The following is a 22429-nucleotide window of genomic DNA, read 5'->3' as shown; positions in this document are numbered from 1 at the left end:
GCGTGCTCACTCGCGCATTTCCGCTGACTGCCACACCAAAAACGCTACTCATTCAGGTTCTGCAACGTTTCGTATTTGAAAGACCTTTCCGGCGAAGCCTCCATCGAGCGCTTCTGAAGCCACAGCCGATCTAATGAGCCCTTCAGTAGCCGGCTCTTCCATATAGTCCCCATTCTCCAAACCGAGACGTGCCTTGGTGTCGGCGATCGGATTCAGCGCATCCCAGATCTGAGCCTGCACTGCTCTGCTTCACTGAGTTTGCCGGATTGAATCAGGTCGTGCACGTCAACATACGTCTCGTCGTCACGTCGATGACCGATTGTTATGACTTCAATCAAGCCAACGCCTTCCCGCACGCTCAACCTATATATGATGCGAAACTGTCTTTGCGCCGCTTCAATGGTGTTGAAGTCAACCAAGTTTGTCTTGTTCTGGTTTCAAAGAGGGTGCTTGCCCTGTGCAGTAGCGAAAAGCGAAACGATAGTGTCCATCACGTTTTCCCGCTGCGATGCTACAACGTTCTCGACCAGCCAGCCTATGATTTCTTCGGTGAAGACAACTTCAATTTGCCGTTACAGTAGCTCATCAATCGGTGCCAAGGAGCCTCTCCCGAACCTGGTCCGTCGTCAACATTGCTGAACGGTCTGCAACGAGGTTGGCCGCCATGCTCAGCACCTTCAACTCAACGTCACGTAGAAGCCGGAGCTGGTCATCGCGCTCGGCAGCGCTCATGACAACTGCAATAGGCTTTCCATGGGTCGTCAAAGTCACCGGGCGTTCCTGAGCCTGGGTCGTAATGAATCCTATTCCTTTGCGGGCGGCCACAGTAGAAGAGATTCTTAGCGGTTGAGTCGCTGCCATGACACCAAGGTAGCAATAAATGCATATAAATACAGGGAAATCAACATTACTGTTCTTGATTTGTAGCAGGTTAAAACGCCGCTGGCCCCAATCCTCAGTGAAGGATTGGGGCCAGCTGTTTAGGTATCGGAGAGACTACTTGGTCAGCAGTTCCAGAGCCTTGTTCAGCGTTGCACTTGGGCGCATCACAGCGGAGGTCTTTGCCTCATCCGGACGGTAGTAGCCAGCGATATCCACAGCCTGGCCCTGGACCTCGGCGAGCTCGGAAACAATGGTTTCCTCGTTCTCATCCAGTGCCTTGGCAACTGCAGAGAAGGCCTCGGCCAGCTGGGCGTCCTTGTCCTGCTTGGCCAGTTCTTCTGCCCAGAACTTGGCCAGGTAGAAGTGGCTGCCGCGGTTGTCCAGTTCGCCAACCTTGCGCTTTGGCGACTTGTCTTCCAGCAGGAAGGTGCCGGTTGCGGCATCCAAGGTGTCAGCCAGAACCTGAGCGCGGGCATTGTCGTTGTTGACCGCCAGGTGCTCGAAGGAAGCTGCCAGTGCCAGGAATTCGCCCAGCGAATCCCAACGCAGGTGGTTTTCGTTCACCAGCTGCTGCACGTGCTTTGGAGCCGATCCACCAGCGCCGGTCTCGAACAGTCCGCCGCCAGCCAGCAGTGGAACGATCGAGAGCATCTTGGCCGAGGTACCCAGTTCCAGAATCGGGAACAAGTCGGTCAGGTAGTCACGCAGTACGTTGCCGGTCACCGAGATGGTGTCTTCGCCCTTGCGGATGCGATCGATGGTGTACTTGGTAGCGTCAACCGGGGACAGGATTTCGATGGTCAGGCCGTCGGTGTCCAGTTCCTTCAGGTATTCGTTGACCTTGGTGATCAGCACGGCGTCGTGTGCGCGCTTCTCGTCCAGCCAGAACACGGCCGGGGTCTCGGATGCGCGAGCGCGGTTCACGGCCAGCTTTACCCAGTCGCGGATGGCAACGTCCTTGGCCTGGCATGCACGCCAGATATCGCCAGCGAAGACCTGGTGCTCGATGAGCACGGTGTCGTTCTCGTCAACGATCTGAACGTGGCCGTTGGCAGCCAGTTCGAAGGTCTTGTCGTGGGAACCGTATTCTTCGGCCTTCTGTGCCATGAGGCCGACGTTTGGCACGGTGCCCATGGTGGTTGGGTCGTAGGCGCCATTGGCACGGCAGTCGTCGATGACAACCTGGTAGATGCCTGCGTAGGAGGAATCCGGCAGGACAGCCAGGGTATCTGCGGTGTTGCCCTTGGCATCCCACATCTTGCCGCCCAGGCGGATCATTGCTGGCATGGAAGCGTCAACGATGACGTCCGATGGGACGTGCAGGTTGGTGATGCCCTTGTCGGAATCGACCATGGCAACTGCTGGACCTTCTTCAAGGCCCTTGGCGATCAGCTTCTCGACGCCGGCGCGAACGTCGTCAGACAGTTCGTCCAGGCCGCCGAGGATAGCGGCAAGGCCGTTGTTCGGGTTCAAGCCGGCTGCCGCCAGCTCGTTGCCGTAGGTGTCGAACAGCTCGGAGAAGTAGGCCTTCACCACGTGGCCGAAGATGATCGGGTCGGAAACCTTCATCATGGTGGCCTTCAGGTGGGCCGAGAACAGCACGCCCTCTTCCTTGGCGCGGGCTACGGACTTCTTCAGGAACTCCGAGAGTGCAGCTACGTGCATCACGGTGCCATCGATGACTTCGTCCTTGAGGACGTCGAAAGGCTTCTTCAGGACCTTGACTTCGCCATCTTCGCCAACGAAGCGGATGGAGATCTTCTTGTCTGCATCGATGACTACGGACTTCTCGTTCGAAGCGAAGTCGTCAACACCCATGGTGGCGACGTTGGTCTTCGAATCAGCGGTCCATGCACCCATCGAGTGCGGGTACTTGCGAGCGTAGTTCTTAACGCTCAGCGGCGCACGGCGGTCGGAGTTGCCTTCGCGCAGCACTGGGTTCACTGCAGAACCCTTGATCTTGTCGTAGCGTGCGCGGACGTCGGTCTCTTCATCCGAGGATGGGTTGTCCGGGTAGTCAGGCAGTGCGTAGCCGGCAGCCTGCAGCTCGGCGATTGCGGCCTTGAGCTGTGGGATGGATGCCGAGATGTTTGGCAGCTTGATGATGTTGGCTTCTGGGGACTTGGCCAGATCGCCAAGTTCGGCCAGGGCATCGGAAATGCGCTGTTCTTCGGTGACATAGTCAGGGAAGGTAGCGATGATGCGGCCAGCGAGCGAGATGTCGCGGGTCTCGAGTTCCACGCCTGCGGTCGACGCGAAGGCCTCCACGATTGGCAGGAACGAGTGGGTCGCCAACATTGGCGCCTCGTCGGTGTGGGTGTAAATAATCTTAGCCATAGGTGTGGCGTCTCCCTGAACGTCGTGCGGAAGCGGGGTTAACCGCCCTGAACTCAACGTTCCAAATCTACCCGATTTTGCTCTGCACCACACTTCCACGGGGTGCGAATGACCTTTGGGAATCTCATTTTTGCCCCGAAATACCGGGATGAATAGCGTGGGAGCACTTTGTCACATTTAAGTTAATCTCCCATAACTCAATGCTGCTTCCGGCGCTACTCAGGAAAGCGCTAGGCCAGTGGACGAAATTTGCACCATCTCTTTGACCGCCTGCTCAAAGAATTCGGAAGGCACAGCGCTAGTTCCAGATCTTTCAGCTTGAGTGAAACACTGCCAGGCGACGCGCCAGCTGGACGCGACCATCTCAGCAATCAATAACGACTGCATCTGTGTAACCAAACCCCGGTCGACCAGTGACCGACTCAGCTCAACGACTAGCTCCTGTTCCCTACTGGTCGCGATTAACAGCAGCTTAGGGACAGAGACCATCAGGCGTGTCACGCGACGGAATTCATGCTGTTCAATTTCTGCAGAAAAATGATCCCTGCACACTTGCAACAGAGCCTGGAATATCGATGCCGGAGTAGCGCCTGCGGCATGTTCAAGGCCTGTCAACGCGGTAACCAGCTCGCCCTGTCCGGGGACGATGGCTGATTCTTTGGAATCAAAATAGCGGAAAAACGTGCGATCCGAGATGCCCACTTGCTGCGCAATTCGTGCCACGGTCGTGGCTTCCAAACCGAACTCTTCAACAAGGTCCAAGGCAGCTGCTTGAATCTTGCGCGAGGTCTCAGCCTTGCGCTTATCTCGAATCCCCATGCATTCCTCCATACCTGTTAACTTCTAGCGATCGTCTCATAAGCCGGAAGAAAAGTAGTTTCCTGTCACACTCTGACACTTTTCCTTACGAAATTGTGTCACTATTTGACAGTTGAAGATTCCCAGAAAGAGAAAAAGTGACGTCAGAACCTACAAAAACTGAGCCCCAAGCTTCACCCCCACAGTCCGCTCAAGCAGCGTTGAGCACCAAGGCGCTCACCGGCATTATTGCCGCGCTCGCGTTGGCAGCTTTCATGATGATTCTGAATGAAACAGTGTTGACTGTGGCACTGCCAGGAATCATGGCTGACATGAATATCACCGCAGCGACCGGCCAGTGGCTCACCACTGGCTTCCTGCTCACCATGTCGGTGGTTATCCCAACGACCGGCTTTTTGCTGCAGCGGTTCAACCACCGTTCGCTGTTCATGTTTGCCATCATCAGTTTCTTGGTGGGTACAGTCATCGCAGTCATTGCCCCGAGCTTTGTCTTCTTGCTCTTAGCCCGCATCATTCAGGCGCTGGGTACGGCCATCATCTTGCCGTTGCTCATGACCACTACCCTCACGTTGGTACCGGTCCACCTGCGCGGCACCATCATGGGCTTGAATTCCATCGTCATTGGCGTGGGTCCTGCGATCGGCCCTACCGTTTCAGGCGCCGTAGTGCACGCCCTGGGATGGCACTACATCTTTGCGATGATGCTCCCCATCGCCGCGGTGGTGCTGATCTTGGGCATCATTTTCTTCAAGGTTCCATCCAATGCACGCAACATTCGAGTGGACGGTCTTTCAGTTGCCCTCTCCGCACTGGCTTTTGGTTTCTTGGTGTACGCCATTTCCAGCATCGAGCACGCCTCGACCAACCCGGCACTGACGATTCTCAGCTTTGTCATTGGTTTGGTTTCACTGGCGATTTTCATCAAGCGACAGCTAAAGCTGACCGGTCAGGGGCGCGAACTACTCAACCTCTCCGCCTTCAGCTCCCGAGGGTTCACCTTTGCGATCATCATGATCATGATCGCCTTTGGCACCCTGCTCGGCTCATTGATGATCGTTCCGTTGCTGCTGGAATCAGGCAAGGGCATCGATTCTTTGAAGATCGGCATGATGTTGCTTCCTGGCGGTGTTGCCCAGGCGATTGCCTCTCCAATTTTCGGTCGCATCTACGACAAGCACGGTCCACGTCCAGTCCTGATCCCAGGTGCCATCATGCTCGCCGCTGGCCAGTGGCTTTACACGCTGATCAACGCGGAAACCGAATTGTGGATGTTCATGATCACCCATATCGTCTTCTCCATCGGTCTGGCACTGTTGATGACCGGGTTGATGTCCTCGGCCATGGCGACGCTGGATCCGCGGCTCTTCGGCCACGGTTCTGCCATTTTCAACACTGGACAGCAATTAGGCGGAGCCATCGGCACCACCATTTTCGTCACGGTGATGTCTGTGATCTCGAAGGCGAAAATCGACGCCGGCGCTGACGCTGCGCAGGCCCTGTTCTCGGGTGCTCATATCGCGTTCATTATCGGTGCGGTGCTGGCAACGATAGGGATCGTCTTCGCTGTGTGCATCAAGGGTTCTGCTCCGGCACAGCGTCGATAGAAACCGGTGGGGCTTGAGCATTTCGTGATGCGAAGTGCGGGCCACGTTGCTCGGGCGGTGGAACCTCTGGTGGTAGCTTGAAGGCACATCGGGGAATACCACTGACCTTGGTCTTCCTCGCACTCCGGATTCTCCGGGTCAGCAGAGAGGACGCAGCATGGCAACGACGCCAGAAGCCGACATGAGTGATCTTGCGATCGCTTCACGAACGGTGCTCAAGCCCATCGCGGACATTGCCGCGGATGCGGGAATTCCACACGAAGCCGTGGAACCGTACGGACGTTACAAGGCCAAGGTCGATCCCTCGTTACTCACGGGAAATAGGACACGCCGCGGACAGGTAGTCCTGGTCAGCGGAATGTCTCCGACTCCCGCCGGTGAGGGGAAAACTACCATGGTGGTCGGCCTGGCCGATGCCTTGGCATCGACCGGGGCAAAAACCATGATCGCCCTGCGCGAGCCTTCGGTGGGCCCCAGCTTCGGCATGAAGGGCGGGGCCACCGGCGGAGGCCAGTCGCAGGTGCTGCCGATGGATGAAATCAATCTGCATTTCACCGGGGACTTCCACGCCATTACCAGCGCCAACAACCTGCTGATGGCGTTGGTCGATAATCACCTGCACCACGGAAATCAGTTGGGCCTCGACCCGCAACGCATCACCTTCAAGCGCGTCCTGGATATGAATGATCGCGCCTTGCGCACCGTGGTGATCGGGCTGGGCGGGCCAACAGATGGTGTCCCGCGCGAGACCGGATTCGAGATTACCGCAGCCTCAGAAGTCATGGCAGTCTTCTGCCTAGCCACCGGTCTTGAAGATTTGCGCGCACGACTTGGCCGTATGACCGTCGGATATTCCTACGAGATGAAACCGGTGACCGTCGATGACTTAGGCGCAGCTGGAGCCTTGACGTTGCTGCTCAAGGATGCGATCAAACCGAATCTTGTACAGAGCATCGCCGGCACCCCAGCGTTCATTCACGGTGGGCCCTTCGCCAACATTGCCCACGGGTGCAATTCGGCTATCGCCACCAACACTGCTCGATCTCTGGCGGACATTGTGGTGACCGAGGCAGGCTTCGGCACGGATCTTGGGGCCGAAAAGTTCATGGACATCAAGGCTCGTTATGCCGATTGCGCCCCGAGCGCCGTGGTGATCACCGCGACCATTCGTGCCTTAAAAATGCATGGTGGAGTTGCTAAAGAAGAGCTCGGTGCCGAGAACATCGATGCCGTGCGCGCCGGATTGCCCAACCTCGCTCGCCATGCCTCCATCATCAAGAAGTTCGGCATCCCACCGGTGATTGGCATCAACCAATTCAGCAAGGACACACAGGCTGAGCTCAAGGTCGTCACCGACTGGGCGGACGAGAATGCAATTGCCTGTGCGGTGGCCGATGTCTGGGGTCAAGGTGGCGCAGGGGCCGGCGCACTGGCTGAGGCAGTAGTGCGGGCCATTGAGTCCCCTGCGGATTTCAAGCACCTGTACGACCTTGATCAAAGTGTAGAAGAGAAAATTCTGACCTTGACGCAAGAAATCTACGGTGGCGAAGGCGTCGAGTATTCGGTTAAGGCGCAGCGAATGCTGGAGCAGATCCATGCCAACGGCTGGGATCGATTGCCGGTCTGCATAGCGAAAACGCAATATTCCTTCTCCGATGATCCTCAACTGCTCGGCGCCCCACAAGGATTCAGACTGCAGATCCGCGAGTTGATTCCCAAAACCGGCGCGGGCTTCATTGTTGCCATTACCGGAGCATTAACTACGATGCCGGGGCTACCCAAGGTGCCGGCTGCCCTGCGCATGGGTGTTGACGGTCAGGGGAAGGCAGTAGGCCTGTCTTAAACATCCCCGGTAGCGCGTTGTATTTTTCGAAACCTTTCTCAGATTGTTGAACAATTATCGAAAGTAAGGCATTCTTTTACCAAGACATGTTCACGAGACGGGGATCACAATGCCATTCATAGACCTGAATTCCGACGTAGGCGAATCATTCGGCAACTGGAAAATGGGCGATGACGCCGCCATCTTCACCTCCGTCTCCTCTGCAAATATCGCTTGCGGTTTCCATGCCGGGGATCCAAGCACCATCGCACAAACCTGCCGCGATGCCGTCAGTGCTAACGTCACCATCGGCGCGCACGTAGGCTACCGGGATCTGGCCGGCTTCGGCCGTCGTTTCCTGGACTGCTCGGCGACCGAGCTAGCTGACGACGTGCTCTACCAGCTCGGCGCCCTGCAGGCATTGGCCCGCAGTGCCGGTGCGGAGATCAAGTACGTCAAACCCCACGGCGCCCTGTACAACACGATCGTGCACCACGAGGTACATGCCCAAGCGGTCATCGATGCCATCAAGGCTTTCGGAACGGACCTTCCGGTGTTGCTCCTGCCTGGATCCGTTGCCCTGCGCAAGGCCGAGACCGCCGGACTGCGCGGCGTGGCCGAAGCTTTTGCCGACCGCAATTACAACCCCGATGGCACCTTGGTCTCCCGCCGCGAAGCCAACGCTGTACTGCATGACCCCGAAGCGGTCACCCAAAACATGATCCGTCTGGCCACCGAAGGAACCATCGTCGCGGTTGATGGCAGCACCATCACCATGCCTGCCGAAAGCATCTGCCTTCACGGCGATACCGCCGGCGCTGTCGCCATGGCTCGTGCTGTCCGCGCCGGATTGGAAAACGCCGGAGTGCAGATCCGGAGCTTCGCGTGAGCATCCGCGCCATCCACCGGGCTGGATCCAATGATCTGCTCGTCGACCTAGACTCACTCGATGCCGTCCTGGCACTCAATGCCGCTTTGGAATCTGCTCCCCTATCCGGGCAGCGCGATCTCTTGGCAGCTGCCCAGACAGTATTGCTGAAGTTCGATTCGCCGCAGAGCGCCGAACGAGCCTTTGCAGCATTGCCAGAACTTGAAGTAGCTTCTGCGGTTCAGGACGCGGGCAAGCTGGTAGAAGTACCGGTTCATTATGATGGTGAGGATCTGTCGGCAGTCGCCGAGCTGACCGGACTGAGCACCGAAGCAGTCATCAATGCCCATACAAGCCAGAAATGGCGTGCAGTATTTGGCGGATTCGCTCCCGGCTTCGCCTATCTTCTCGGTGAAAACCACGTCTTGAATGTCCCCCGCCGTGACTCCCCGCGCACCAAAGTGCCCGCCGGAGCAGTGGCCCTGGCAGGCGAGTACTCGGCTGTTTATCCGCGCCAATCCCCCGGTGGTTGGCAGTTGATCGGTCATACCGATCTGCAAATGTGGGATCTACAGCGCGAAAATCCTGCGTTGATCCGGCCACAAGATACAGTGCAGTTCGTCCCGGCTACCCAGAAGTTGTCGGTGAGCCAGGTGCCCGCCGCACGAGAAGAAGCGCCAGCGCAGGCACATGACGGTGGCCTGACAATCATCGATGCCGGCCTGCAGTCCCTGCTCCAGGATGCCGGACGCATCGGTTACGGAAACCTCGGTGTCGGCGTCGCCGGAGCAGCGGACCCCACCGCATTCAGCCAAGCCAATCGGCTCGTCGGCAACCCGGCAGGCCAGGCAGTCATTGAAAATCTCGGCAGCCGCATCACCCTCGAAACCAGCGGCGATCAAGTTTTGGCACATACCGGGGCGCAAGCGCAGCTGTGGATTACCCCGGCTGAGGATGACCAGCTACGCACTCCACGGCAGGTCGCCAGCAATGCTCCCTTTGCACTGCTGCACGGCGAGCGCCTGAGCGTGGAGCCCGACGGACTGGGGTTGCGCAGCTACCTCGCTGTGCGTGGAACTATTGCGCTCACACCGGTTCTGGGTTCCCTGTCCACCGACACACTCTCTGGGGTTGGCCCCGATCCGTTGGTTTCCGGATCCGTCATTCCGGTCAGGCAACCAATGGTCGGGCGTATAGTCGGCAATCCGCAGCCGAGCACGCTACCGATACCCGATGACCAAGGGGTGTACCAGCTCAGGGTGATCGCCGGACCTCGCACCGAGTGGTTTGGCCCATCCGGGGTGCAACAGCTGACCGAACAGCTCTGGGATGTCACCAGCGAGTCGAACCGAGTGGGCATCCGCTTGTCGACCGACCAGCAGCCCTTACAGCGTGTTCTCTCCGGGGAGCTCGCCAGTGAAGGTGTCGCCAGAGGCTCCTTGCAGGTTCCACCGTCGGGCCTTCCGGTGCTCTTCCTCGCTGATCATCCGGTCACCGGCGGCTACCCGGTGATCGCCACGGTGATCGCTGAAGACCTCAGCGCTGCAGCGCAGCTTCCCCCGGGAAGCAAGATTCGATTTGTCCTCCAGTCCCCCGCCGCTTTGACGGCCAAGTAACTTCTTAGGATTGTCATGAAAAAGGTACTGATCGCCAACCGCGGCGAAATCGCAGTTCGCATTGCCCGGGCGGCCACTGACGCAAATATTAGTTCCGTAGCTATCTACTCGGACCCAGACGCCGACGCCTTGCACGTACGGCGTGCCGACGAGGCCTACCCGTTGCATGGATCCACCGGCGCTGACACCTACTTGAATATCGAGAAGATCATTGAGATCGCCCAGCGCTCCGGGGCCGACGCGGTACACCCTGGCTATGGTTTCCTTTCGGAGAACGCCAACTTTGCCCAGGCGGTGATTGACGCTGGGATGAAATGGATCGGTCCCTCGCCGCAGGCCATTGAGGAACTGGGCAATAAGGTCACCGCTCGTCAGATCGCCGTTCGTGCCGGGGCACCATTGGCTCCGGGCACCGATGGTCCTGCCGAAAATGCTGCAGAGGTTCGTGCCTTCGCCGAAGAGTATGGTGTGCCCGTAGCTATCAAGGCGGCCTTTGGTGGTGGCGGCCGCGGCATCAAGATCGCGTATTCGCTCGATGAGATCTCCGAAGCCTTCGAATCGGCTACCCGTGAAGCCACCGTGGCTTTTGGCCGCGGTGAATGCTTCGTGGAGCGATTCCTGTCCAAACCACGACATGTTGAGGCACAGGTGTTGGCCGATACCCACGGCAATGTTGTCGTCGTGGGTACCCGCGATTGCTCGTTGCAGCGCCGTCACCAGAAGTTGGTGGAGGAAGCACCGGCGCCGTTCCTCAGCGATGAGCAGCGAACCCGCATCCACGAATCGGCGAAGGCGATCTGCAAGGAAGCTGGCTACGTTGGCGCCGGCACCGTCGAGTATCTGGTTGCCCAAGACGGCCTGATCTCCTTCTTGGAGGTCAATACCCGTTTGCAGGTGGAACACCCGATCACCGAAGAAACCGCTGGCGTGGATTTGGTGGCAGAGCAGTTCCGCATCGCTGATGGCTTGCCGCTATCACTGAGCGAAGACCCAACTCCTCAGGGCCATGCCTTTGAATTCCGTATCAACGCCGAGGACCCTGCCCGCGGATTCCTTCCAGCTCCAGGCACCGTAGAGCGCTTCGAGGCACCCACGGGCGCCGGGGTGCGTATCGATTCTGGTGTTCGCAGCGGTTCGGTCATTCCACCGTTCTACGATTCAATGATTGCCAAGCTGATTGTGCACGGAGCCGACCGCAATCAGGCGTTGCGTCGAGCCCGCTTGGCACTGGAAGAGATCACCATTGCTGGTGTTCCGACGGTCCTGCCGTTCCACCGCGCGGTGATCGACCACGAAGACTTTAATGGGGAAAAGCTGAAGGTCTACACGACTTGGATTGAGGACGAATTCCTCAATGAAGTCGAGGCCAGCGATGAGATGGATCTTGACCAGCGAGATACCAGCCGGGAAACGATCACCATTGAGCTCGACGGCAAGTCGGTCCAGCTAGGATTACCCGCTGCTCTCACTAACGCTTTGCGCAACCCATCGGGTGCTGGTTCTTCCCAGGCGACTCAGAACCAGGATGCTGTAGAGCAAGATGCTGCTTCTGTGCTCAGCCCAATGGATGGCAATCTCGTGCGCTTTGCTGTCGAAGACGGTGAGGCCGTTTCCAAGGGACAGACTGTCGCTGTAGTTGAAGCCATGAAAATGGAGTCTGCCGTAGCAGCCCATCGCGATGGAGTTTTCACTGCAGGCAGTATCGAGGTGGGGGCCGCGGTACGTCGTTCCGACGCGCTGGGCAGTATCCAGTAATTGGACCTCCGTCCGTTCTATTTCGGGCAACGAGTTGGGATAAATTGGACTAATGAAATCCAGCAGCAATGTCTCCAAGCTTCCGGCCAAAGCACCCCATGCGCACAGCAGCGTTTGGGCCGCAAACCTTTTGCGTACTCGCATCGCCGAAGGTGAATTGTTGCCCGGAGACAAACTGTCTGAACAGTCCTTGGCGGAGTCGTTGGGGCTTTCACGCAATACCTTGCGTGAAAGCTTCACCCTGCTCGACAGTGAACTGATCATCACCCGAATCCCCAATCGTGGGGTTTTTGTTGCGTCTCCAGATGCTGATGATGTGCGAGAAATCTATGCGGTGCGACGCACCATTGAGCCTGCTTGCCTGGCTTGGGGTCCAGAACTGGATTTGGAGCAGCTGGGCAAGATCATTGTTGAAGCTCGCGCGGCTTTGGCAGCTAAGGACATTCCCCGGATGGCCAGCGCCAATCAGGCGTTCCACCAGCAGCTGGTTCGATCTTCTGACAGTACTTTGGTCCAAGAGCTCATGGGACGTGTGCTGGCCAAAATGCGTTTGGTCTTCCACGCGATGAGTGACGCCCCTGATTTCCACTCGCACTATGTGGAGCAAAATGCCCGCTTGGTGGATCTACTGAGTAAAGGCCAACGCGATGAAGCAGCCACGGCCCTGCGCGGGTACTTGGACAAGGCTGAAGCGGAGTTGCTCGAACACATCAACAAGGCATCCGATTAGCGTCAGCGTCGGTTGCGCCTCCGTGTCAGTCTTGCGATTTCTGTCTCACCGGCATCTTGGTCTTTGAGAGTCTTCAGAGTTCGCTGCGCCTGATCCGCCGTCGTTGCGCTTGACCGATGAGACCTGACTGGCCTGGCACGAACAGTCGAAATATTCATTGTGATTCCGCTACTTTTAGCGCCCCGGTACCTTGCAATGAGTTCTTTTCACGGATGGGTCATCATGATGAAAATCCAAGGATATTCACCTGCTAAGTTGGCTGCACGTTTGTTATTTCGACCTGCCTGTACCTAGCTTGTCGGCGTATGGTTTAAGGCAATCTTGCGCGTTCCTGGCTAGACCAGGGACCGCACCCTCTAGTCGTTGCTGAAAGGTTCCGCCCTGTGAACTTGCCCGTTGCCGAATTACATATCCATCTCGAAGGAACTCTAGAGCCCGAGATGATCATGTCGCTGGCCGACAAGCATTCAATTGATCTGCCTTACAGCTCAATCGACGAGCTGCGGGCGCAGTACGAGTTCAGCAACCTGCAGTCATTCCTTGACCTGTTCTACGCCAACATGCTGGTACTTCGCACCCGCGAGGATTTCTACGAAATCACCATGGCCTACTTGCAGCGCGCACACGCTTCCGGCGTGCGCCACGTGGAATTATTCTTTGACCCCCAAGCCCATGTAGAGCGCGGCATGGACCTGCGCGATGTCATCGCGGGTATTCGTGACGCGTTGAGCGAAGCACAAGATCGCTGGGGAATCTCGCACAAACTCATCGCCTGCTTCTGGCGTCATGCACCGGCCAGCGAAGCGTTGGAGCTCTTGCGCCTGATGATCGCGCAGAAGCACGAAATCGATGGCATCGGACTGGACTCCTCCGAACTGGGATTCCCACCAGAACTCTTTGTTGAAGTTTTCGACTTAGCCCGCGAGCATGGCTTGCACGTTGTCGCCCATGCCGGCGAAGAAGGCCCAGCCGACTACATTTGGCAGGCTTTGGATCTGCTCAAGGTGGAGCGAGTGGATCATGGAATTCGTTGCTTGGATGATGAGAAGCTGGTGCAGCGGCTCGTTGCAGAACAGATGCCGCTGACCGTCTGCCCGCTGTCAAATATTCGTCTGCGTGCGGTGGACACCATGGCGGATCACCCATTGCCATCCATGCTTGAGGCGGGGCTGAAGGTTTCGGTGCATTCCGATGATCCGGCGTATTTCGGCGGGTACATGGACGCCAACTTCGCTTCACTGATGAAAGCTTTCAATTTCAGCACCGAGCAATTGGCACGGTTGGCCCGAAATTCTTTTGAATCTTCATTCATTGACGATTCTGCGAAGAGCGAGCGGCTGGCGGAAGTAGAGGCTTGGGTTAGCCAACGCTAAAGACGATTTGCGGCTTAACTAAGCGCTGCGGTGTCCTTCCCTCAAGGGATGAACACCGCAGCACTTCGCTGTTATGGCACCTGATATTGTGCATCTTTGATGTCGGTGATCAGCATGTGGCCAGGTGCATGCCCGATGGCCAGCGATGGCTTCGACTCCATGACAGCTGCTTGTGGCGTGACGCCGCAAGCCCAGAACACCGGAATACTACCTTCGGGAATTTTCACCGCGTCACCAAAGTCTGGTTTCGACAGGTCAGTAATTCCCAGCTCTTCCGGATTGCCGATATGTACCGGTGCTCCGTGCACCGCTGGATATCGCGAGGTAATCCGAACAGCATCTGCCACCTGTGACGCCGGAATGGGCCTCATCGACACCACCATTGGGCCGGAGATCGCCCCAGCAGTGGAGCTGCGCGTCGTGGTCTTGTACATGGGAACATTGACGCCTTGATCAATGTGGGCGACGGAGATTCCGTTGTCCATCAAGGCTGACTCAAAGGTGAACGAACAGCCGATGATGAAGGTGACCAAATCATCGCGCCAATACTCGGTCAGGTCGGTGAGTTCAGCAACCTTGACCCCATTTTCATAGACCACGTACTTCGGAACATCGGTTCTGATGTCTCCGCCAGCCAGTAGTTCGCTGGATACTTCCCCTGCTTCAAGCACGCCCAGCACCGGGCAGGATTTGGGGTTACGCTGGGCAAAAAGCAGAACATCAAACGCCAGGTCCCTAGGCACGATCATGAGGTTCGCCTGCGCATACCCAGCACTGATTCCAGCAGTGGGAAGCACTTGGCCTTCGCGGAAGAACTCACGAGCTTGGCTTGGGGATAATGCCGAACGTTCGGCCACGGTCATGTCACTGATGTTGCTCACGTTCTACCTGCCTTAGCCCTGCCAGAGCGCTGCTAGCCCGGCCAACGAGTTCCATCCGAGGAACACGCTCAACAGCCATGCCAGCACACCTACAAGCAACAGGAACTTCGGGTACTTGTAACCGCCCATGAGATCTCGACGGCGCCACGCGACCCACAGCAGAACTGCGAAGCCCACAGGCAAGATCAGGCCGTTGAATGCTCCGGCGAAGATCAGCAAGGTAGCTGGCGCCTTGCCCAGGAACAGGTAGATGATGCCGCAGACTGCGATGAAGGCGACGGTGATTAAATTGCGGGTACGTTCTGAGGTGGTCCGCTTGGTAACAAAGGAAACCGACGTATAAGCCGCTCCGATAACGCTGGTCAGAGCCGCAGCCCACAGGATGATGCCGAAGGCTCGAATACCGATATCGCCTGCGGCGTGGCCGAAAGCTTCGGCTGCCTTGTTATCGCTGGCCAGCACCACGCCGCCGGCAACAACGCCGAGGATCGCAAGGAACAAGAGCACTCGCATGACACCGGTGACGATGATAGCCAAGATCGAGATGTTGGAAATTGATTTGACGTGCTCAACACCGCTGGTGCCCGAGTCAATCATGCGGTGCGCACCAGCGTAGGTGATGTAACCACCAACGGTGCCACCGATCAGGGTGGTGATAATCAGGAAGTCGATCTTCTCAGGCAGAACCACGTTGCGCAGGGCGTCGCCAACAGGTGGCGCGGCGACAATCGCTACGTAGAGCATCAACAGAATCATGATGGCACCGAGCAGTACGACGATGCGGTCCAAAGCCATTCCGGCTTTCTTGGACAGGAAGATCAGGATGGCGACGACAGCTGAGATCACTCCGCCGATTTTGGCATCCACACCGAGCATTGCGTTGACGCCAAGTCCGGTACCGGCGATGTTGCCGATATTGAAGACCATGCCTCCGATGAAGACAAGGACTGCCAAGAACCAGCCCACACCAGGTAGAACCTTATTGCCAAGTTCTTGAGCGCGCATGCCCGAGACGCCAATAACGCGCCAGACGTTCAACTGTACCGCGATGTCGACGAGGATGGACACAACGATAGCGAAGGCGAAGGCCGCGCCGATTTTCACTGTGAATTCGGTGGTCTGGGTAATGAATCCAGGGCCGATGGCGCTGGTGGCCATCAAGAACATGGCGCCTAGCAGGGCGGTGCGCCGAGCTTTGGGGCTCATTTCAGTCTTTGACTCAGGAAGTGCCATGGTGACGTTCCAATGCGATAGTGGTGACAGCTGTCACAGAATCAATGTAACCCACATGACATTACAGGTTGTTGAACAACCTTGGCAAGATGTTGTTGAACAATTTTATGTTTCGTAAGATTCACGTATTCAGCACCGAAACATCCCACCCTCATGCAGTTTTAGAAACACCTCATCGGAATACTGTCGCCCATCATGCTCCCGTCGAACACCCTGTCCTTGTGCTCCCTAGCCGGCCCGCGGGAACGATCACTGTGCGGCTCACCGCCGCGTCCGCAATAGCCTCGTCCTTCAAGGGGCGCTGCTGTTGAGACTAGCTGGACCGCGCCGGTCTCCACTCGATGATTTCACTCCGCACGTCCTCCGTCTTTCTGATGGCCATGTTGATCATCGAGAAGTGACCGTGAACTCGCAGGCGCAGGAGTCTCACCGAGGTGTCTGGCCATACGCCTGCTAGCTGTGCGGAGCACGATCAGCATCACGGTCTTCGTGATCTTTTCGATGCGTCAGCTCAGGCCGAATTCACGCGTTCGAATCACTCAGCGACCTCGCGGGGTTCAGTTTTGGTGCCGTCATGCTCACCATCCACTGAACCCGCGAACCTAATCGGCCACTTACTCCCCCGCAGCTTAGGTGTGTGCGCCGCCGTCGATCCTGATCTCCGTGCCCGTAATGAAGGCTCCGTCCTCGGATATGAGCATGGCGATCACTCCAGCAACCTCTGCGGGAGTCCCCATTCGCCCATCGTTCAGAGGTGCGCCAAGATGCTCAAGCAGGCTCCAATCAGCGTCCGCCGGCAGATTCTGCGGTGTGGTATTCGTGATTCCGCTCGTGATTCCGCCCGGGACGATGTTCACTGCGCGTAAGCCCTGCTTTGCGTACTCGAGTGCGACAGAGTGAGTGAAGGAGGCGATCGCTCCCTTCGTCGCAGCGTAGGCCGCCATATATGGGTGCGCGAAGAACGCTGAGGTCGACGCAAAGTTGATGATGACACCACCCTTCTTCTCCAGTAAATGAGGCAGGCTCTCCCGAACCATCAGGAAGGTTCCGGTCAAGTTCACCTGGAGGAGGCGGTTCCAGCGGTCCAGAGTCATCTCATGCGTGTGGTCGCCGTACAGAATGCCGGCGGCATTTACGATCGCATCGAGTCGGCCGAAGCGAGCGATGACTACCGCCACCGCTTCTTGCACTGACTGTTCGTCGGCGATATCGACTGGTTGGGTGAAGAGCCGAGAGCGCTCATTGTCCGGCGCGCTCTCGTGAAGTAGTCGCAGATCCTCCTCGCGCAGATCGAGGGCAGCGACCTGCGCCCCCTCGCTCAGCAGCCTGAGGGCGGTACCGCGTCCGATGCCGGACGCTGCTCCGGTGACGATGATGATCTTTTCCGTAAGCCGGGTGTTCATATGTTCTCCATTCATGCTTGGATCGATTCTGTGAAATTGGACGGCGTGATGCTGTCCAAAAAGGGAGCGGAAGAACGCTCATGCACCTCGGCACGGACAACCACATCCGCTACCCCCTCTGCGGAAACGGTGACCTCGACGAGACCGACACGATCAGGACGGATTACCGCGAGCACACGCCCGTCATATGTACCGTGTGTGTCCTGGTCAAAACGCTCCGACGTGCAAGGGCGTCCGCTGCCGAAAGCCGCCAGCGATCCTGCCCCGGTCACGCAGACAGTCACGGGACGATCAGCATCGTTGATGAGGTTGCCGTCGGCGTCTCGGAGCTCGATCTCGACGAAGAATAGCGCCCCGTCGCGCAAATCGGTGCTGGACTTGTCGAGCCTGACATCAAGAAGCGCCTCGCCGGATGCCGTGCGCAGCATGGTGCGTCCGACTTCCTTGCCCTCGCGCAAGGCGATCGCGGTGAGCGCACCCGCCTCGAACGGAAGCTCGAAGTCCGCCACAAAAGCGCGTCGGCTTCCGACCAGCTCCCTCGCGATCACCCGACCGTTCAGCTCGAGTTCGATCTCGTCAGCATTGCTGTAGACCTCGAGGATCACCGGTGACCCGTCCGCGACGTTCCAGCTCCAGCTGGAGACGGCATCCGTCCAGCTCCACTGCCCCAGGGTGAACGCACGACCATAATTGGAGGGACGCCTAACGGCGATATAGGGCGTGGAACGCAGGCCGAATACGGTCTGGCGGTAATACGACATGGGGCGGCGGTGGCCCGTGATGTCTAGGTCCGCCGACCAAGACGTCAGCCATGGGAACTGCCCATCGAACGCGTCCGACTCTCCCTCATATTTGACGCGTCCTACTCCGACTTCGCCGAGGTAATCCCATCCGGACCACGTGAAATCTCCGATCACCTGCGGATGATCAGTCACGAGTTTCCAGTTGCGATCGATACGCGAGGGGAACGTCTCCGTGCCGACCACGATGCGCTCTGGGTGTTCTTGCCGTTCCAGTTCGTATCGTGCATCACCATAGTTCAATCCGACAATATCGAGCATCGCGAAAGACTCCGCCGTGGCAGCGGTGACCAGTGGCGACGTGGCCACCCAGTCCATGAAGTCCTCGGTACTTCCCATGAGTGCGTTGATGCCGCCGTCGGCCTCCGCGCTCTCAGGTCCCCCCTCTGTGGTGGACTGCGCGGTGGCTGCCTCGATGACCGTGGAGATCTCGCTCATTGCAGAGACGAAGCCGTTGATACCGTTGGTGACGAAGCGTGTGCCGTCGAGCTCCCTGACCTTTTCTGCGAGTTTGCGTCCCCATTGACTTGCGATCGCGTTACCCGTTTCGGGGATCTCATTTCCGATCGAGTAGATGATCACGCTGGGGTGGTTAAAATCCGTGGCGACCATCGCCTCGACGTCTCTTTCCCACCATTCGGGGAAGGAGAGCGCGTAGTCGAAGGGCGATTTCGAATCGGTCCACATGTCGAAAGTCTCGTCCATCACCAGGACGCCGTGACGGTCGCAGGCGTCGAGCATCGCAACACTCATGGGGTTGTGGCTGCTGCGGATGGCGTTGAAGCCGGCGGCTTTGAGGAGGATGATGCGACGTTCTTCGGCATCCGCGAAAGTCGCGGCGCCCATGATGCCGTTGTCGTGATGGATGCATGCGCCTCGTAGCTTCACGGTTTCACCGTTGATGCGCAGACCGTGATGGGGGTCGAGTTGCAGGGTTCGAATTCCGAAGGTCGTGTGGCGGATCTCCGGTTCGTCGGCAATACCGTTTAGCCGCGTACGAGCGGTGTAGAGGGCTGGACGATCGACGCTCCATCGTTGCGGTCCTGGGACATAGATCCTCTGCCGGACGACTCCTTCAGTTTGGGGAAGCGTCGTGATCGGGCTGTTCTGAACCCCAACGACATTGCCATCTGGATCAAGGATCTCGGTGGACACCGTTGCCGTGCGGGTGAGGATTCCGGCGTTGCGCACGCGCGTAGCAATCGCCACAACAGCGCACTGATCATCGATATCGGGTGTCGTGATCCGGACACCGTTCTGCTCCAAGATGTGCACTCGATCGCTGACCCAGAGGTGCACTTCGCGGTAAATCCCTGCGCCGGTGTACCACCGCGAATCGTCATGCGTCCGAGCATCCACTCGGATGGTGTTCTGAGCACCGTATTCGAGGAAGCCGTCGAGCGAGACCACGAAGGCTGCATAGCCGTTGGGCCGTTGCGCGATGAATGCACCGTTCACGTAAATCATGGCGTCGCGATAGACGCCTTCGAATTCGAGCGCGACGTGCTTATCGCTCCACTCCAGCGGGACATCGAGCGAGGTGACATACTCGAATGCACCGGCTGGGAAATAGGCGCCCGCGGCACCGCTGGGCGCATCAGCACGGCGTTCGAGGCCGATGATCGCATCGTGCGGCAGGCGCACCGGGATACCTGCCGATGACTGACCCTGCACATCCGCGAATATGCTGGTCTTCGGCCGGTAGGACCAATTGGAATTGAAAGATGAGCGGGTCATTACTGCCTTTCGCTGCTGGTTTTCCGGTCATAGGGCATCGCGTTCCTCAGCCATTCGAACTCGTGATTGGTGCGGAACCGGCCCCGTGAAGTCTCCGATTCCAATGGTGTCGCCGGATTCGGTTCGTGAGCGTTCTGCGCTAGGTCCTGCAGTTGCCGATGATTGACCGGCTCGACAGTGACAGACGGTTCCTGTGGCCATGATTGTTTTGCCGAGTTTGGCGGTTTGAGTAGTCACGACGTCACTTCGACAGACGCTGTGAACGGTGCGGTGGAGTCGCCGCCGATGCCTATATCGAACGTCGTTACGTCCTGGATGTGCGACGACGTGACCGCGCTCCAATACTGGAGTTGGTCCGGCCCAAGTGTGAACTCGATCCGACGCGATTCTCCCGCAGCGAGGCAGATCCGGTTGAAGCCTTTCAGCTCCCGAACAGGGCGAGTGGACGTTCCGTACCGCTGGTGAATGTACAACTGTGCGACTTCGTCGGCGTCACGATCCCCGATGTTGGTGATGTCGACGCTCACCGTGGTCGACTCGCCCCTGGCGATCACCGGTCGTTCGATACGAAGACTGCTGTATTTGAATGAGGAGAAGGACAGGCCGTGCCCGAATGGATACAGCGGTGCGTTGGACTCTTCGAAGTACCGTGCATTCTGTTCTTCCGGAATGAAAGTGCGGTTGTGCGCGTAGATCAACGGCACCTGACCGACATGCCTAGGCCAGGTAAACGGCAGACGCCCCGCGGGGCTAGTCGCTCCCGTAAGCACCGACGCGATCGCTTCACCGGCACGTGTTCCCGGGTACCACGCTTGCACGATCGCTGGGACATTCTCATCAGCCCAACGAAGATCCAATGGCCGGCCGGAGACGACCACCACCACGACCTTGGTGCCGGTGGCATGGATACGCTGCAACTGCTCCAGTTGGCGACCGGGCAGATCCAGAGTACTAGTGGATGATTTCTCCCCGATCTGGTTCTGTCGCTGTCCGACCACGACGATCGCCACATCTGCGGCCTCCGCGAGCGCGATCGCGCGGTCGATGGCGGCATCGTCGTCGTAGTCTGGCGGCGTGCGTTCGACAGTGGTGTCGAGCACGTCGAACATCGACGGATGGATCCTTTCCGGTATTCCTGCTCCTGCCTCGTAGCCGACTCTCGCGTCCCCGAGTGCGGCGCGCAGTGCGTCGACGATCGTGACGGTCTCGTTCGTGTCGTGATCGAAAACCCAAGGCCCGAGCACTTCGCGTCGACTGTCGGCGAGTTGGCCGATCACCGCGATTTGTCCCAGAGCACTCGAGTCGAGAGGAAGTGCCAAGTCATCGTTTTTGAGGAGCACGATAGACTCCTCCGCCACCGTTTTGGCCAGCTCCCTGTGTTCAGGCGCAGCGAGTACGGAGGCGGTGTGTTCCTCCTGAGCGTAGGGACTCTCGAACAGACCCAGTCGAATCTTCGCTCCCAGCACTCTTCGCACTGCATCATCGAGCGCGCTCTCACTGATCCTGCCATCGGCCACCGCCTGCGGGATATTATCGAAGGCCGGTTCTAACATGCACATCTCCATGTCGAGTCCGGCACCGAGCGCCCGAATCGCGGCGTCGGTCTGGTCCTCGGCGAAGTGCTGAACGGCGAGCGAGCGGACTGCGTTAGCATCCGACACGACGAATCCTTCGAAGCCGAGCTGGTCGCGAAGAATACCGGTGAGCAGCGTCCTGTTCGCCGAGGCCGGAACACCGTTGAGGTCCATGTAGGCGCTCATCACATTCGCAGCCCCGGCCTCGATGGCCGCCCGGAAAGGAGGGATGTGGACGTTCCAGAGTTCATTCTCAGACACCTCGGCGTCGTCGTAGTCACGCCCGCCGCGAGCGGCACCGTAACCGACGAAGTGCTTGGGCCCGGCCAAGATGCTGTGAGCGCCCAGATCCCCCTGGAAACCACGCACCTGTGCCGCGGCCATCGCCGCTCCCAACACGGGGTCCTCCCCTGCGCCCTCGACGATGCGGCCCCACCGCGGATCCCTGGCGATGTCAATCATCGGCGCGAATGTCCAGTGCACCCCGGCGGCACGCGCTTCGCGCGCCGCAGCTGCCTGCACTGCTTCCACACTCGACTCCGACCACGTCGCGGCCAGAGCGATCGGCACTGGGAAGATCGTCCGCCAGCCGTGGACGACGTCGAAGCCGAATAACAGGGGTATGCCCAGGCGCGACTCCTCCACGGCGTACCTTTGCATGCGATTGCTCAGCGCGGGATCTCGCAGGAAGAGCAGAGACCCGGCTCGACCTTTGCGAATCGCCGCTTCGATGAGCGCCGGGAGTTCGACGTGGATCCTGTGCTCCGGCGGAAGCGACTCGATATCGAAGTCTTCCGGGACCGGTTCTCCGTCGCCGGTGTAGAAGTACTGTGTCAGCTGCCCCGCTTTCTCTTCGACGCTCAGGCGCGAAAGCAGGTCCTCGACACGCTCTTCGACCGAGAGATCAGGATTCTTGTAAGGCAGGGCAGGCATCGGTTCCTCCAAGGAATCGCGAGATGAGACTGTGTGACGGTGAACAGCGCGGTGCGAGGCGC

At 58.3% G+C, this 22429-nt stretch carries 16 protein-coding genes; 8 read left to right on the top strand and 8 right to left on the bottom strand.

Translation table 11 applies throughout. The features are described from left to right. Positions 1-278 precede the first annotated feature (278 nt). Positions 279-581 (top strand): hypothetical protein, encoded by a 303-nt coding sequence (locus D3791_RS11695; protein WP_172512298.1) that lies wholly within the window; start codon positions 279-281, stop codon positions 579-581. A 4-nt stretch (positions 582-585) separates the two neighbouring features. Here the strand turns inward: D3791_RS11695 and D3791_RS11690 are convergent, their stop codons facing one another. The 3 genes from D3791_RS11690 to D3791_RS11680 form a co-directional block, all read right to left on the bottom strand. Beyond that, a complete protein-coding gene (locus D3791_RS11690) occupies positions 586-861 on the bottom strand; it encodes a type II toxin-antitoxin system prevent-host-death family antitoxin (RefSeq protein WP_281350595.1) in 276 nt (91 codons plus the stop codon). Between the two features lie 135 nt (positions 862-996). Continuing rightward, on the bottom strand, positions 997-3219 hold the full coding sequence (locus D3791_RS11685) for an NADP-dependent isocitrate dehydrogenase (protein ID WP_172512296.1): 2223 nt from the start codon (positions 3217-3219) through the stop codon (positions 997-999). A 219-nt stretch (positions 3220-3438) separates the two neighbouring features. Next, on the bottom strand, positions 3439-4038 hold the full coding sequence (locus D3791_RS11680; protein WP_172512295.1) for a TetR family transcriptional regulator: 600 nt from the start codon (positions 4036-4038) through the stop codon (positions 3439-3441). Between the two features lie 200 nt (positions 4039-4238). Between D3791_RS11680 and D3791_RS11675 the strand changes: the two genes are divergently transcribed. The 7 genes from D3791_RS11675 (at position 4239) to D3791_RS11645 (ending at position 13806) form a co-directional block, all read left to right on the top strand. Next, entirely contained in the window at positions 4239-5642 is a 1404-nt protein-coding gene (locus tag D3791_RS11675) for a DHA2 family efflux MFS transporter permease subunit (RefSeq protein ID WP_246242044.1), read from the top strand. A 157-nt stretch (positions 5643-5799) separates the two neighbouring features. Next, entirely contained in the window at positions 5800-7485 is a 1686-nt protein-coding gene (locus D3791_RS11670) for a formate--tetrahydrofolate ligase (RefSeq protein ID WP_172512293.1), read from the top strand. Positions 7486-7594: 109 nt separating this feature from the next. After that, positions 7595-8353 carry a LamB/YcsF family protein gene (locus D3791_RS11665; protein ID WP_172512292.1) on the top strand — a complete coding sequence of 253 codons (759 nt, stop codon included), beginning with the start codon at positions 7595-7597 and terminating at the stop codon, positions 8351-8353. Continuing rightward, positions 8350-9948: a 5-oxoprolinase subunit B/C family protein gene (locus D3791_RS11660; protein WP_172512291.1), complete on the top strand. Its 1599-nt coding sequence runs from the start codon at positions 8350-8352 to the stop codon at positions 9946-9948. The genes D3791_RS11665 and D3791_RS11660 overlap by 4 nt, the downstream gene beginning before the upstream one ends. Before the next feature lie 15 nt (positions 9949-9963). Then, positions 9964-11703: an acetyl/propionyl/methylcrotonyl-CoA carboxylase subunit alpha gene (locus tag D3791_RS11655; RefSeq protein WP_172512290.1), complete on the top strand. Its 1740-nt coding sequence runs from the start codon at positions 9964-9966 to the stop codon at positions 11701-11703. Between the two features lie 52 nt (positions 11704-11755). Then, positions 11756-12433 carry a GntR family transcriptional regulator gene (locus D3791_RS11650; protein ID WP_172512289.1) on the top strand — a complete coding sequence of 226 codons (678 nt, stop codon included), beginning with the start codon at positions 11756-11758 and terminating at the stop codon, positions 12431-12433. Positions 12434-12816: 383 nt separating this feature from the next. After that, the gene (locus tag D3791_RS11645; RefSeq protein WP_172512288.1) at positions 12817-13806 is read left to right on the top strand and encodes an adenosine deaminase; all 990 of its coding nucleotides are present in this window, start codon (positions 12817-12819) and stop codon (positions 13804-13806) included. A gap of 71 nt (positions 13807-13877) precedes the next feature. Here D3791_RS11645 and D3791_RS11640 read toward each other — a convergent pair whose 3' ends face one another. From D3791_RS11640 to D3791_RS11620, 5 genes are all read right to left on the bottom strand, one after another. Beyond that, on the bottom strand, positions 13878-14669 hold the full coding sequence (locus tag D3791_RS11640) for a putative hydro-lyase (RefSeq protein WP_172512961.1): 792 nt from the start codon (positions 14667-14669) through the stop codon (positions 13878-13880). A 30-nt stretch (positions 14670-14699) separates the two neighbouring features. Next, positions 14700-15920 carry an NRAMP family divalent metal transporter gene (locus D3791_RS11635; protein ID WP_172512287.1) on the bottom strand — a complete coding sequence of 407 codons (1221 nt, stop codon included), beginning with the start codon at positions 15918-15920 and terminating at the stop codon, positions 14700-14702. 629 nt (positions 15921-16549) lie between these two features. After that, a complete protein-coding gene (locus tag D3791_RS11630) occupies positions 16550-17323 on the bottom strand; it encodes an SDR family NAD(P)-dependent oxidoreductase (RefSeq protein WP_172512286.1) in 774 nt (257 codons plus the stop codon). An 11-nt stretch (positions 17324-17334) separates the two neighbouring features. Beyond that, a complete protein-coding gene (locus D3791_RS11625; RefSeq protein ID WP_172512285.1) occupies positions 17335-19860 on the bottom strand; it encodes a glycoside hydrolase family 2 TIM barrel-domain containing protein in 2526 nt (841 codons plus the stop codon). Positions 19861-20093: 233 nt separating this feature from the next. Further along, positions 20094-22367 (bottom strand): glycoside hydrolase family 3 N-terminal domain-containing protein, encoded by a 2274-nt coding sequence (locus D3791_RS11620; protein WP_172512284.1) that lies wholly within the window; start codon positions 22365-22367, stop codon positions 20094-20096. Positions 22368-22429: the final 62 nt, after the last annotated feature.

Origin of the sequence: Glutamicibacter mishrai (assembly GCF_012221945.1) — a bacterium.
GTDB lineage: Bacteria > Actinomycetota > Actinomycetes > Actinomycetales > Micrococcaceae > Glutamicibacter > Glutamicibacter mishrai.
This window is presented reverse-complemented; position numbering and strand designations above follow the sequence as displayed.

Bases quoted from the DNA above. Each gene is read 5' to 3' on its own strand.
- D3791_RS11625 (WP_172512285.1), bottom strand. From the start codon at position 19,860: ATGACCCGCTCATCTTTCAATTCCAATTGGTCCTACCGGCCGAAGACC.
- D3791_RS11680 (WP_172512295.1), bottom strand. From the start codon at position 4,038: ATGGGGATTCGAGATAAGCGCAAGGCTGAGACCTCGCGCAAGATTCAA.
- D3791_RS11630 (WP_172512286.1), bottom strand. From the start codon at position 17,323: ATGAACACCCGGCTTACGGAAAAGATCATCATCGTCACCGGAGCAGCG.
- D3791_RS11685 (WP_172512296.1), bottom strand. From the start codon at position 3,219: ATGGCTAAGATTATTTACACCCACACCGACGAGGCGCCAATGTTGGCG.
- D3791_RS11665 (WP_172512292.1), top strand. From the start codon at position 7,595: ATGCCATTCATAGACCTGAATTCCGACGTAGGCGAATCATTCGGCAAC.
- D3791_RS11670 (WP_172512293.1), top strand. From the start codon at position 5,800: ATGGCAACGACGCCAGAAGCCGACATGAGTGATCTTGCGATCGCTTCA.
- D3791_RS11635 (WP_172512287.1), bottom strand. From the start codon at position 15,920: ATGGCACTTCCTGAGTCAAAGACTGAAATGAGCCCCAAAGCTCGGCGC.
- D3791_RS11620 (WP_172512284.1), bottom strand. From the start codon at position 22,367: ATGCCTGCCCTGCCTTACAAGAATCCTGATCTCTCGGTCGAAGAGCGT.
- D3791_RS11690 (WP_281350595.1), bottom strand. From the start codon at position 861: ATGGCAGCGACTCAACCGCTAAGAATCTCTTCTACTGTGGCCGCCCGC.
- D3791_RS11640 (WP_172512961.1), bottom strand. From the start codon at position 14,669: ATGACCGTGGCCGAACGTTCGGCATTATCCCCAAGCCAAGCTCGTGAG.
- D3791_RS11650 (WP_172512289.1), top strand. From the start codon at position 11,756: ATGAAATCCAGCAGCAATGTCTCCAAGCTTCCGGCCAAAGCACCCCAT.
- D3791_RS11655 (WP_172512290.1), top strand. From the start codon at position 9,964: ATGAAAAAGGTACTGATCGCCAACCGCGGCGAAATCGCAGTTCGCATT.